The organism is Bacillus sp. M6-12, from assembly GCF_002860285.1.
In the GTDB taxonomy this organism is placed as follows: Bacteria; Bacillota; Bacilli; order Bacillales; family DSM-1321; genus Peribacillus.
Genome location: NZ_PGVF01000016.1, coordinates 199507 through 211575, shown reverse-complemented (window position 1 = coordinate 211575; position 12069 = coordinate 199507). Strand labels below are relative to the sequence as shown.

Below are 12069 nucleotides of genomic sequence, written 5' to 3'. Positions count from 1 at the left end.
TTTTTATGATCATCATCTATTACTGCATGCCTGATTTTAGTAAAATTAGGGTTGTAGATTACTGGAATGATAGAGGTGCCTTGGATGAACACAGAAAAGAGAAGCTGGCTGTGGATCGATTGGTTTATTTTTTCGCTGAGGGCCAGCTGGTATATTATCGGAGTTGTTTATTATTTTGTTAACCAGGCTGATTTGGAAGGCTTGCCTTTTAGTTTTTTTGCACTGCTGGTAACAGCCTCTTTTGTAGTTCCTAATCTTTTCTGGCGTCCCGGCTATATCAACCGCCAGCTGTATGCTCTATCCGAACTTGCAGTAACCGGCTTTTTTACGGTTTACACAAATATATTTCTTACCTTAAACTTTGGAAGCGTCTTCCTTCTGCTGCCGGCATTCATGATTGGTTATTTGGCGTCCAGGCAAACCTCGGCATGGACATTCCCGGTTTTCCTGCTTATCCTTCCCGGGGCGAGGTATTGGTCAGCGGAGAGTTTTACTATTTTTATAGTTCAATACATTGATGTGTTTGTCTTTTTTGCATTTGGAGCTTGTCTGAATGTAATCGTCCGTTCTCATATAAAAAGAGAACAGCTTCTTGAAGAGAACACAGCCCAAAGCAATTTTATCCAGGAGCAAAACAAAATTCTTGAGCAATATGCTGTTAAAGTTGAACAGCTCACACTGCTTGAAGAACGAAACAGGCTCGCAAAAGAACTGCATGATTCCATTGGGCACCATTTTACATCGATTACAGTCGGGCTTGATGCCATCAGGTATATGCTTGAGCTTGAGCCTGAAATGGCTAAAACAAAGGTAGAGGGCCTTGCCGAACTATCCAGAAAAGGGCTGGATGAAATCCGCAAAAGCATCCATAGCATTGCTCCCTCGGAGGAAGATATGCCGCTGTCCAGTCAGCTTGAACAAATCGCGCTTGAGTTTGCAGCACATACAGGAACTTTCATTCAGTTTCAATGCTTCGGTGAAGAGTGCCCTGTATCCCAGCAAACAAAGTTAACTTTTATCAGATGCATGCAAGAAGCGATAACAAATGCAAAACGGCACGGACATGCAACCGAAATAAAAGCATTTCTTACTTTTAGAACAGATTCAATCGAATTAGTTATTGAAAATAACGGACATACATTTATTGCTGGCGATTTAGGTTTTGGATTAAATGCTATGAAGGACCGGCTCGAACAGCTGCAGGGCAGATTGGAAATAACCAATAACAGTACTGGGCAGTTTTCCTTGATTTGCACTGTTCCGGTAAGGAGGAATGTGTAAGCAATGAGTACAATTAAGTTAATGCTTGCAGACGACCAGGAATTAATCCGGGAAAGTCTCGCATTTGTTTTAAATACTGATACACAATTAAATGTGATAGCTCTAGCTCGGAATGGGAAGCAGGCAATCGAACTTTGTGAAAAAGAACTGCCCGATGTCATTCTAATGGATATCCAAATGCCAGAAATGAATGGAATTGAGGCTACCAGGCTCATCAAGCAGCGATGGCCCCATGTACGGATTATCATCTTAACAACATTTCAGGAAATTGATCACGTCCTGGAAACCTTGACTATAGGAGCAGAAGGATATCTCCTTAAAGCTATACACCCTAATGATCTGATTGCCGGAATAAAATTGATACATAGAGGCGGGACTTTGCTTCCAAATGATATTGCAAAGCAGCTCATCCAGCAGTTAAACAATCCCACTGAAAAAATTGTTTCTTCCCCTGCTTCCAGATACAGCCTGACTGTCAGGGAGGAGCAAGTCCTAAAGAACCTTGCAATGGGGCTTTCCAATAAACTGATTGCCGAAAAGCTGAACTTATCAGAGGGCACTGTAAAAAACTATATTTCAAGCATCTATCACAAGCTGGATGTCAACGACCGGCTGCATGCGGTAAATAAGGCCAAAAAAGAAGATTTAGTTTAACTGCATATAACTGTATGAATGCCTCCCATTAAATTTTTGAAGCTTTTATTTTGTTTCAGACAATTTGGTATTTTTATTAGTTGCAGTTTCTTATCGGAATGGTCTGGGCATTACTGTAACACTAATATTCATGGAATTATCCTGGTTTTCGCGGAATTAATTTTATTCTCACGGAATTATCCTGGTTTTCACGGAATTAATTTTTTTCACTGATAAATAAGCAAATCCGGTCTAATTTTAGTTTTTGGATTAACTATGAGGGAAAACCACAAATGCATTTTTCCTTTGCTTTTCAGCTTGAGCAGTGTTCGTGTAAAATAACATCTAAACAGACCGAAAAGGATGGAAGGAGAATCCCCTATGCAGCTGAGCGTTCTCGATCAATCACCAATTTCCCGGGGTTCCGATGCAAGAACCGCGTTAAAGAACACATTAAACTTGGCAAAATTAACAGAGGAACTTGGCTATACGCGCTTCTGGGCAGCCGAACATCATAATACAAATGGATTGGCCAGCACTTCACCTGAAGTGCTGATTTCACATATCGCATCCCAGACCAGTAAAATCCGTGTAGGCTCTGGGGGCGTATTGCTGCCGCAGTATAGCCCTTTTAAAGTAGCTGAAAACTTTAAGACGCTGGAGGCATTATTTCCAAACAGGATTGACTTGGGCATAGGCCGTTCTCCTGGTGGATCTGCCTCAACCCGTCTTGCGCTTACAGACAGCTTAAGGAAAAGCTTGAATGAATTTCCTCGCCAGCTTCAGGATTTAAAAGGTTATCTAACTGACACCCTGCCTGAAAACCACCCATATTCTGATGTCAAGGCAACTCCAATATCAGATAGCACTCCGGAAATTTGGCTTCTCGGCATTTCACATCGCGGTGCGCGGGTTGCTGCTGAGAACGGGATCGCCTTCACCTTTGGGCATTTCATTAACCCTTCCAGCGGACAAAGGGCAACAGAAGAGTATTTCTCAAGCTTTCAGAATTCTTCACACCTTTTCCAGCCTAGAATGAATGTCTGCATTTTTGTAGTCTGCGCGGAGACCGAAAGAGAGGCTGAAGAGCTCGCATTAAGCCAGGACATATGGCTCTTAAACACAGGCAAGGGTACGGATACAACCATTCCATCTATTAGTGATGCAAAAAAAACAGTTCTAGGAATAGATGACCGGGAAATAATTAAACAAAACAGAAAAAGAACAATTATTGGAACTCCCGATAAAGTGAACGAAGAGCTCCGTCTGTTAAGCGAAATCTACCGGACTGATGAATTTATGGTGATTACAAACATTTTTGATTATGAAGCAAAAATGCATTCCTACAAGTTACTGGCACAAGCCTTACTGGACTAAGGAAAATGTGACCTCCTTGGCAGTTTGGCCGAATAAAATGAAAAACGGCCGAATTAATTGCCATGTTGGCGAAATTAATTTAGATTCGGCAAAATTATTTCGAATTTTGGATAAATAAATTATCGCGATTCGGGGGATCTCCCCCTTTCACAGCATCTAAATTAACCAAGTGGAAAATATTACTCTTATTTTTTACAAGTTTATATGACAAGTACGATTTTCTGCCCGCAGACCAAGCGTTTAGGATAGTAAAAATAAGAAACTGTTATCAAAAATCCATAACAGTTTCGGGCGCACATACAGTATACTATTTAATCCACCCTTTTGAACGGGCCTGGTTCACAGCTTCCATACGGTTCGTTGCTCCCAGTTTGCTGATGATCTCTGACATGTAATTCCGGACCGTGCCATATGATAGGAAAAGTGTTTTCGAGATTTCCTTTGTTGTCTGTCCGGCCGCAGCCAGCCCCAATACTTCCATTTCGCGCTCGGTCAGGGGATTTTTTTCCTCGAACATTACCAATGACAGCTCAGGGGAGATAACCCGCTTGCCTTCATGTACCCGGCGAACCGCATCAGCCAGCTCATGGCTTGGGGTATCCTTCAGTAAATAACCTGGAATGCCTGCGGCAATTGCCCGCTGAAAATACCCTGATCTCGCAAAAGTAGTTAAAATAATCACTTTACATGGATTACCAGACTGCTTCAAGCTTTCAGCGACATCCAATCCACTCATGACCGGCATTTCAATATCCGCTATTAGAATATCAGGCTGATGGACCCTAACCAGCTCCAATGCTTCAGCTCCATCCTTGCCTTGTGCAACTACTTCCATATCCCCCTCCAGTTCAAGCAGGGCTGCAAGTGCTCCCAGCAGCATTTGCTGGTCTTCCCCAAGTACTATTCGAATCATACTGCATCTCCCTCAAGATTTTGTCTGATTACTTTTGGAATTTCAAAGGTAAAGACCGCTCCTTTTCCAGGGCTGGATTCAATTACTAGCCTGCCTTCCACAAGCTGCAGCCGCTCTTTGATGCCGCTGATCCCGTTCCCATGATTTCCTGTTAGAAGCAATGGGTCAAATCCCTCTCCATTATCCTTTACACTTAAGCTTAGAGCTGCATCCATGTTTTTTAAAATAACTTCACAGCGGCTGGCCCGGCTATGCCTGACAACGTTGGTCATGCATTCACGGAAGCTCATGGCCATTATTTTTTCCTGCAGGTTTGTCAATTCAGGCACTTCAGCCCATTTGATTTCCAGCTGTATTCCTGCTGCAGCTGCTAACGTTTTGGCGTGGGAAACTTCCTCTTCCAGCTTCATCGCATTCATATCAGATACTAGAGCCCTCATTTGTTTTAGAGCTGAACGAGCGGTATTGTGTATCTCGCGCGCTTCAGCTTCCACACGCTGTGGATTGCGGTTTGCAATCCTTTCAATAAGCTCGCTTTTTAAAGAAATTAACGATAGTGTATGCCCAAGCGTATCATGCAGCTCCTGGGCAATCCGCTGCCGCTCTGCTTGCTGGGCAAGCACCTCAATCGTTTCGTTTGCGGCCTGCAGCCGGTGGGACATTTCCTTATACCCCACGGAAGCTTTTACGATAAATGGCAGAATTGTGCCGCCGATTAACGGGGGCAATATGCTTAGAAGATAATCAAATCTGGTAAAAATCCCCGAAGTAATAACGATTAAAATGCTCCCGGCTGCAAAACCTCCGCAGAACAGATAAAGTGTTCTGGCTGGAAGGCGATTCATCAGATTTAAAAAAATAAACACCATATACAAATACATTGGATGATAAGTGAATCCAAGAAAAAGCGTGATCCCAAACATCAACCCGATATAAATATTAGTGCGGCCGGCATCCCAGTAAGACTGCCTGAATAAAACGAGCAGAACCCCGATCAATGACAGACCGAGATAAAGTTTTGATGTCGCCGGCTCCTGCAGCATGAATATGATAGGTATTGCAATATTAGCAAGGTAAAAATATGGGAGCATGCCCTCTCGCTCAGGGAATAGTTTATGAAACACAGTTTTCAATTATATCGCTTCCCGTTTCTTCAAAATATAGCTTGATAATACCATAAAGAAAACAGTGCACGATATAAGAAAAGCAATATTTTCCATTGAAATGGTTTGGCCGGCCAGAGTGTCCCATGCACCTTTTGCATAATGGTAAGAAGGAAGCCATTCGGCTGCCTTCTGCAGCCAGCCTGGCAATGTTTCAAGCGGCATCCATAAACCGCCGGCGACAGCCATTCCCATCAGCAGCACATTGGAAATTGCCGTTGCTGCATCAGCATTCTTCATTGTTCCGACAAGGGCGCCGATTGCCAGGAACGGCACGCTTCCAGCCAGCAGCCATAATCCGCATAAAAACCACTTGCTGAACGATAATTCCAAGCCATATACAAAGGCGGCAACAGGAAAAAGCAGCAGGATGATGCAAAGATGAATCAGTAATTGAGAAGCCAATTTTGCGGAAAGCCATGTTGCCATTGGCAGCGGAGTGAGCTGCAGCTGCCTGATCCATCCCTCCTTCCGCTCATATGCCAGCCGAATTCCGAATTGTGATACTGCAGTCCCAATCAAACTGAAAGCAGTCATCGACATTAAAGAATATACACCCCATGTAGTACCGCCTATCTTCAATTCGGGTCCATTCAGGCTCGCAAAAAGAAAATAAAAAGTTATAGGCATCACGATTGAAAAAATCATAAAAAAGGGACTTCTAATAATTCTGAGCGTCTCCGCCTTCCATTGCGCATAAAACATCTTCATACCTTATACCTCTTTCCTTTTTTGAATGGCGGGAGCCTTATTTTCAACAGGAGCAGTCAGGCTGCGGAACGCGTCTTCCAGAGTAGCAGATGAAACCTGAATATTGCTGATTCCCCATCCTGCATTCATGATAAATGTGAGCAAGGCATCCGTTTCTTTTGAATGGAGAATAATATAGCCGCTCTTTTGCTCCACCCGTTCCACACCCGGCAAGGATTGCAGTTCAGATGTCTTAGGCGGGTTATCTGCACGGAATGAAATAAACCGTGTAGTAAATCCTGATTTCAGGGAATCTGAAGTTCCCTCAGCCAGCAGCCTGCCTTCAGAAATAACAGCAATTTGATCAGATACAGAGTCAGCTTCCTCTAAATGATGCGTCGTTAGGACGATGGTTTTTCTATCAGATGCAAGTGCTCGGATCACTTCCCAGAAACGAATTCTGGCTTCTACATCCATTCCAGTTGTTGGTTCATCCAATAAAAGCAAGCTTGGATTACCTGCCATGCTTTGAGCGAATGCAAGCCTTCTTCGCTGCCCGCCTGATAAGGAAGCTGCTTTACGGTTAGCCTCCCTATGCAAGCCGGAAAGATCCAAAAGCGTTTCATAAGAAAGCGGATCGCGGTAATAGCTGCGGAATAACTGAAGTATTTCCCCCACCTTCAAGCCGTCAGCCGGCTTTGTCTCCTGCAGCAAAGCACCTACCTTTTGCCGCAGTTCAGGATGCTTCGGCTCCATGCCCAGCACTTTTATTTCCCCCGAAGTGGGCTTTAATAGGTGAAGCATCAATGACACTGCCGTCGTCTTTCCTGCCCCGTTTGGGCCAAGCAGCGAAGTTACCTGCCCTTCATTTATTTTTAAATTTAGCCCGTTTAAGGCCTTAAATGATCCAAAAGCTTTCTCCACACCATTAAATTCAATTGCATAAGACATCTGTACATCCACTCCATTTATTCTTGATAATTCCATTTTAGTGAAGCGGTGCAATAACCAGTAGTTGATAATGTCACTAGAAGCGGATGACATTTGTCACCTTTATTAGAAAAGCACAAGCGCCCTGGTCAGAGGAAGAACGGCTAAGATCGCCACGTTCTGTGGCAACGCCGTCCTGACCCACATCGTGTGGGCCTCCGACAAGCATAAAATAAGCGCTGACAGAAGGAGCTTTTGGCCTTCCGAAGGTTTGGCTTATGACCAAGGTTGTAACGGCACTTGGTTACAACACTTGGGGGGCTGGGGACTGAAGCTAGACATATGTACTTATTTCAAAAAGTTATGCTTTCTTATCCAGTGAAACAAACAAAAAAGCTCTCATCCCTATATGCTGATGAGAGCTTTGTTCCTATATTCTCTTTTTAACTTCAATATTACTTTCCTTTTCTAAGGGCTGGATAACCGCTGACATATCTTTATCAGCCAAGCCCTGTTCTATTGCTCTTGCAAAAGATTGCTCTGCAAACCTTCCTGAAAACCTGGTCATCCCTGTTTGTTCAAATAATGTGTTCGCGAGCGCGACATCCTTATGTACGTATTTTACTGCCCCTCCTGGCTCAAATTGGCGATCCAGAACAAAATTGTCCATATGCCTTCGTAGTATTCTGCTATCGCCATAACTTACGGACAGAAGTTTATATAGCTGCTCTGAATCCAGACCGTGCGCTGCTCCGGCTACCATAGCTTCAGATGCTGCAACAGAATGGACAGCAACCAGATACTGATTGATCAATTTGGCAATCGTACCTGCACCTGAAGCTCCTAAATATTGAACGGTTGTACCAAGGATCTTCAGCATTGGCAAAACAACTTCATAAACCCGCTCCTCTCCCCCCACCATTATTGTTAAGGTGCCCTGTTCTGCTCCTTCAGGTCCTCCGCTTACCGGTGCATCAAGATAGCTGATGCCTTTTTCTCCAGCTTTTTGAAAAAGGGTTCTGCTCGTATCTGCGCCAACTGTTGTAAAATCGATGCAAATAGCTGATGCCTTTGCATTTTCAAGAATTCCATCAGGACCCTGATAAACAGCGAGGGCATCATTCGGCATAGATAGGCAGGTACAAATGACGTCGACACTCCCTGCAAGTGAAGCAACCGTTTCGCACCTTAATGCCCCAAGCCCAATTAACGGTTCTGCTTTTTCCGGGGAACGGTTATATACAGCAACCTCATGTCCGGCCTCCAGCAGCCGTTTGACCATCCTTCCTCCCATAACACCTGTCCCGATAAATCCGATATTCATAAACATAATCCCCCTTATGTAAGCCACTCAAAGCTATTTTCGCTGTTTCCCTTTGGAGTATACTCCAAGCCTATTAAACCCTTGTATTCCACTTCTTTTAAAAATTCAAATACCCTTTGATAATCAATACTCCCTGTGCCTGGCTGATGGCGTCCCGGTGAGTCAGCTATCTGCACATGGCCAATTACATCTTTATACCGCTTGAAGTTTGCAAGCAGATTACCATGAATTCTTTCAATATGGTAGAAATCAAACTGCAGTTTCACATTAGGCATATTCACTTCTGACAGGATACTATTTGCCTCTTCAATGTCGGATAAAAAATATCCGGGCATATCAAAAGAGTTTATCGGCTCAATTAATAGCGATAGATTTTGCTTAGCCATTAAGGAAGCAGCATATGTAAGATTCTCTAAATATATTTCTCTTGCTTCTTTTTTATCCGCTTCCTCAGAAAGAATTCCTGCCATACAGTGGATATTAGGGACTTTTAAAGCGGTGGCGTAGCGGATTCCTTCTTCCACAGAATCTTTAAATTCCTGAATTTTGTCTGGTAAAACAGCCAATCCCCGCTCGCCCTGTTCCCAATTTCCCGGCGGCAGATTAATTAAGGCCAAAGCAACCTGATTATCCTCAAGCTTTTGTTGAATATCTTCCATTGAAAAAGTATACGGAAATTGGCACTCTGCAAATAAAAAGCCAGCTTCTTTTGCCTTTTTAAACCGTTCCAAAAACGGTACTTCCGTAAATATGGTTGATAGGTTGACAGAATACTGGTTCATGGAAGCCTCCTTTTTCAGTAAAAAAAATCAAACCAATGTGTTCATGGACACATTGGCCTGATTTTTTAGTTTTCAGGTTTTAAATATCAAGAATTTATTTCGCTGCTTTTATATCAACCTGTGGATTATTAGCAACCAAAAGACTTGCCCGCTTGTTATTTGTAGCGATGATGTAAATGGCAGCAAAAGCAATTAATACTGCAACTATTGAACCTAGATTAAAGATCCCTTTTTGAGAATACCATACAATAGAATAACCGACTGCTCCGGATAATAGCGCGTAATATGCGAATGGAAAGAGTGTTTTTCGGATAACTGCTCCTTCTTTACCAACAAGGCCAACAACTGCAGAAGCTGCTACCACGTTATGAACGCATATCATATTACCAGCTGCCCCTCCTACTGCCTGCAGGGCAACGATCCATGTAGCATCAACGCCAATTTGCGAACCAACATCATATTGAAACAGAGCAAACATCATATTACTAACCGTATTGCTTCCCGCGATGAAAGCCCCGATTCCCCCAATAAATGTAGCGAAGAAAGGCCAAAATTCTCCTGCTAATGCTGCAGCTCCATTTGCTAATTCTATAGGCATTTTATCAAAGCCTGCTGCACCTCCGCCTGTATTTGCGAAAACCTGAACCATAGGAACAGTAAAAACAAGTGCTGTTGAAGCCGCGAGTGTTGTTTTGCCAGATTCAGCCCAAGCTTTTTTGTATGCGCTTCCACTCATACCATGCAAGAAGAAGGTAATAATTGTGACAAGTATAAAAATTGTACCTGGTAAGTATAACGGCTGGAAACTTGATGTGATCCCTGAATCGAAAATATTTTCAAATTTAACTGTCCATGACTGAAGCCAAGTCATTATAGGAAGCGTTTTCAATCTTGATAATACTAAAAATGCACCTACCAAAATGTAAGGAGCCCATGCACGGACCATGCTCATGTTACCGCTTTTATGAGAAACCTCTTTAATTTCCAGATTTCCAAGCCATTCCGGATCCCATTTTGACTTTTCTTCAAAATCCCATGCATCTTGTTCAGAAGGCATGAGGAACCCTTTTTTAGCTGCAAAAACGACAATTGCCAAACCAACTAAGCCGCCAATCATTGATGGAAATTCAGGTCCAAGCACATTGGCAACTATAACATAAGGAATCGTCATGGAAAAAGCTGCGAACAATGCGAATTTCCATACCTTAATCCCTTCAGTAAAAGTTTTGTTTTTCCCAAAGAACCTAGTCATTAAGGCAACAACAAAGAGCGGGACAAGTGTACCGGCAATCATATGAAGAATTGCTACCTGGCCTCCAATGCCAGTGACCAAGGCCAAAAAATTATCAGTTATGCTGGGATCAGCCGATAAACCTGTTTGGACCCCAACAAGCATTGGTGTTCCAACAGCACCAAACGAAACAGGGGTACTTTGAATTACCATACCGGCAATAACGGCCGCCATAGCAGGAAAACCTAATCCCACAAGCAATGGCACAGCTACTGCTGCAGGTGTCCCGAATCCGGATGCTCCTTCAATAAATGAGCCAAATAGCCAGGCAATAATGATAACCTGAATCCGCCGATCCGTCGTTATATCCGTGAATCCCTGACGAATAGTTTTTAATCCGCCGCTTTCCTGAAGCGTATTAAGCAGCAAAATAGCTCCAAAAATAATGTACAATAGCGTTCCTGCTACTACCAGGCCGTTGATTGAAGCAGCCGCCACATTTGCTCCTGGCACTTTCCAGACAAACAGCGCAAGACCGACTGCAACCAGATAAGAAATCGGCATTGCTTTACTTGCGGGCCATCTGAGTCCAACTAAAAAGATTCCGACTACAAGAATTGGTAAAAGAGATAAAAAGGCCAAAATCCCCGTACTCATAATACATCTCCCCCTTGCGTTTCATAATAACAAACATTGTTTTTTAATGTTGCGGAAAGAGAAACGTTGTTATATAACTATAGGAATCATGTTATATAACATGATGTAATTCTAATACCAATTATACAAAGTTTTCAATTAATTTCAATAATATTTTGAAAATTTAAAAATAGTAAAAAACAAAAAAAGTTGTCCGATATACCTTTACTAAAGATATCGGGTACAACTTTTTTCAACTTATTTTGCTTTCATATCCCAGTCTTCTAGAAATTTGGTTTCCTACATGGAGCATTTTTTCCTGAAGCTGCTTCAATCGTTCTTCATTCATGCGCATGGTCGGGCCGGAAATACTGACCGCAGCTATTGCCTTCCCAAGATGGTCAAAAATTGGAACCGCGATACATGTGATCCCATATTCATTCTCCTCCAAATCCAGCGCAAAGCCTTTTTGCCTTACCGAGTTTAACTCATGAAGAAATGCATCTTTATCTGTAATTGTTTTGTCTGTATGCAGAGGCATACCTTTACGCTCGAGGATATCCAGAACAATGTTGGCTGGCAAATAGGCAAGGATTGCTTTTCCAACGGAAGTACAGTGCATAGGGGCGCGTTTCCCAACCTTGGAGTGCATCCGAAGCGTTTCATTTCCTTCAAGCTTCTCAATGTAAACGACTTCTCCCTGATCGTAAACAACCAGGTGGATAACCTCGTTCGTGTCATTTTCCAGCTCCTGCAAATATGGCTTCGCTTCAGCCCGCAAGTCAATAGAATCCAGAAGCTTCGAGCTGATTTCCAAAAATTTATATCCAAGCTTATACCTTCCTGTTTCTTCATCCTGTTCAATATAACCATATTGAACAAGTGTCGAAAGAATTCGGTAAACCGAACTTTTATTTATATCTATTTGATTGGCTATCTCCGTAACGCCTGCTCCGCCTTTTTTCAGGCTTACGATTGTAATAATATCCAAGGCACGGCTCACGGACTTTACCATGTTCTCTCTTTCCACTATGCTCACCTCTATCAGAAAGGCTCCGGCTTAATAGACCGGAGCTAATAAACTAATCATGTCAATTTCATTAGTAGCG

11 protein-coding genes are annotated in these 12069 nt (G+C 42.9%); 3 read left to right on the top strand and 8 right to left on the bottom strand.

Features of this window, described 5'->3' with window-relative positions:
• Positions 1–84: 84 nt before the first annotated feature.
• The 3 genes from CVD28_RS19250 (at position 85) to CVD28_RS19240 (ending at position 3291) form a co-directional block, all read left to right on the top strand.
• Positions 85–1281: a sensor histidine kinase gene (locus CVD28_RS19250; protein WP_180954227.1), complete on the top strand. Its 1197-nt coding sequence runs from the start codon at positions 85–87 to the stop codon at positions 1279–1281.
• A 3-nt stretch (positions 1282–1284) separates the two neighbouring features.
• Positions 1285–1935 (top strand): response regulator transcription factor, encoded by a 651-nt coding sequence (locus tag CVD28_RS19245; protein WP_101595341.1) that lies wholly within the window; start codon positions 1285–1287, stop codon positions 1933–1935.
• A 360-nt stretch (positions 1936–2295) separates the two neighbouring features.
• Positions 2296–3291, top strand: a complete 996-nt coding sequence (locus tag CVD28_RS19240; RefSeq protein WP_101595338.1) for an LLM class flavin-dependent oxidoreductase — start codon at positions 2296–2298, stop codon at positions 3289–3291.
• Between the two features lie 307 nt (positions 3292–3598).
• Here CVD28_RS19240 and CVD28_RS19235 read toward each other — a convergent pair whose 3' ends face one another.
• From CVD28_RS19235 to CVD28_RS19195, 8 genes are all read right to left on the bottom strand, one after another.
• Positions 3599–4204, bottom strand: coding sequence for a response regulator transcription factor (locus CVD28_RS19235; protein ID WP_101595336.1), 606 nt, complete (start codon positions 4202–4204; stop codon positions 3599–3601).
• Positions 4201–5328 carry a sensor histidine kinase gene (locus CVD28_RS19230; protein WP_257985925.1) on the bottom strand — a complete coding sequence of 376 codons (1128 nt, stop codon included), beginning with the start codon at positions 5326–5328 and terminating at the stop codon, positions 4201–4203. Before CVD28_RS19230 ends, CVD28_RS19235 begins: the two co-directional genes overlap by 4 nt.
• A 9-nt stretch (positions 5329–5337) precedes the next feature.
• Positions 5338–6078 carry an ABC transporter permease gene (locus CVD28_RS19225; RefSeq protein ID WP_101595330.1) on the bottom strand — a complete coding sequence of 247 codons (741 nt, stop codon included), beginning with the start codon at positions 6076–6078 and terminating at the stop codon, positions 5338–5340.
• Between the two features lie 3 nt (positions 6079–6081).
• Positions 6082–7101: an ABC transporter ATP-binding protein gene (locus tag CVD28_RS19220; RefSeq protein ID WP_308315106.1), complete on the bottom strand. Its 1020-nt coding sequence runs from the start codon at positions 7099–7101 to the stop codon at positions 6082–6084.
• Between the two features lie 316 nt (positions 7102–7417).
• Entirely contained in the window at positions 7418–8311 is an 894-nt protein-coding gene (locus CVD28_RS19210) for an NAD(P)-dependent oxidoreductase (protein WP_101595319.1), read from the bottom strand.
• A 14-nt stretch (positions 8312–8325) separates the two neighbouring features.
• Positions 8326–9093 carry a hydroxypyruvate isomerase family protein gene (locus CVD28_RS19205; protein ID WP_101595315.1) on the bottom strand — a complete coding sequence of 256 codons (768 nt, stop codon included), beginning with the start codon at positions 9091–9093 and terminating at the stop codon, positions 8326–8328.
• A gap of 94 nt (positions 9094–9187) precedes the next feature.
• The gene (locus CVD28_RS19200) at positions 9188–10981 is read right to left on the bottom strand and encodes an L-lactate permease (RefSeq protein ID WP_101595311.1); all 1794 of its coding nucleotides are present in this window, start codon (positions 10979–10981) and stop codon (positions 9188–9190) included.
• A 232-nt stretch (positions 10982–11213) separates the two neighbouring features.
• Positions 11214–11990, bottom strand: a complete 777-nt coding sequence (locus CVD28_RS19195) for an IclR family transcriptional regulator (protein WP_101595308.1) — start codon at positions 11988–11990, stop codon at positions 11214–11216.
• Positions 11991–12069: the final 79 nt, after the last annotated feature.

What these genes read in the sequence shown, in the direction of transcription:
- CVD28_RS19250 (WP_180954227.1), top strand. Translation starts at nt 85, where the DNA reads ATGAACACAGAAAAGAGAAGCTGGCTGTGGATCGATTGGTTTATTTTT.
- CVD28_RS19245 (WP_101595341.1), top strand. Translation starts at nt 1,285, where the DNA reads ATGAGTACAATTAAGTTAATGCTTGCAGACGACCAGGAATTAATCCGG.
- CVD28_RS19240 (WP_101595338.1), top strand. Translation starts at nt 2,296, where the DNA reads ATGCAGCTGAGCGTTCTCGATCAATCACCAATTTCCCGGGGTTCCGAT.
- CVD28_RS19235 (WP_101595336.1), bottom strand. Translation starts at nt 4,204, where the DNA reads ATGATTCGAATAGTACTTGGGGAAGACCAGCAAATGCTGCTGGGAGCA.
- CVD28_RS19225 (WP_101595330.1), bottom strand. Translation starts at nt 6,078, where the DNA reads ATGAAGATGTTTTATGCGCAATGGAAGGCGGAGACGCTCAGAATTATT.
- CVD28_RS19220 (WP_308315106.1), bottom strand. Translation starts at nt 7,101, where the DNA reads ATGTCATCCGCTTCTAGTGACATTATCAACTACTGGTTATTGCACCGC.
- CVD28_RS19210 (WP_101595319.1), bottom strand. Translation starts at nt 8,311, where the DNA reads ATGAATATCGGATTTATCGGGACAGGTGTTATGGGAGGAAGGATGGTC.
- CVD28_RS19205 (WP_101595315.1), bottom strand. Translation starts at nt 9,093, where the DNA reads ATGAACCAGTATTCTGTCAACCTATCAACCATATTTACGGAAGTACCG.
- CVD28_RS19200 (WP_101595311.1), bottom strand. Translation starts at nt 10,981, where the DNA reads ATGAGTACGGGGATTTTGGCCTTTTTATCTCTTTTACCAATTCTTGTA.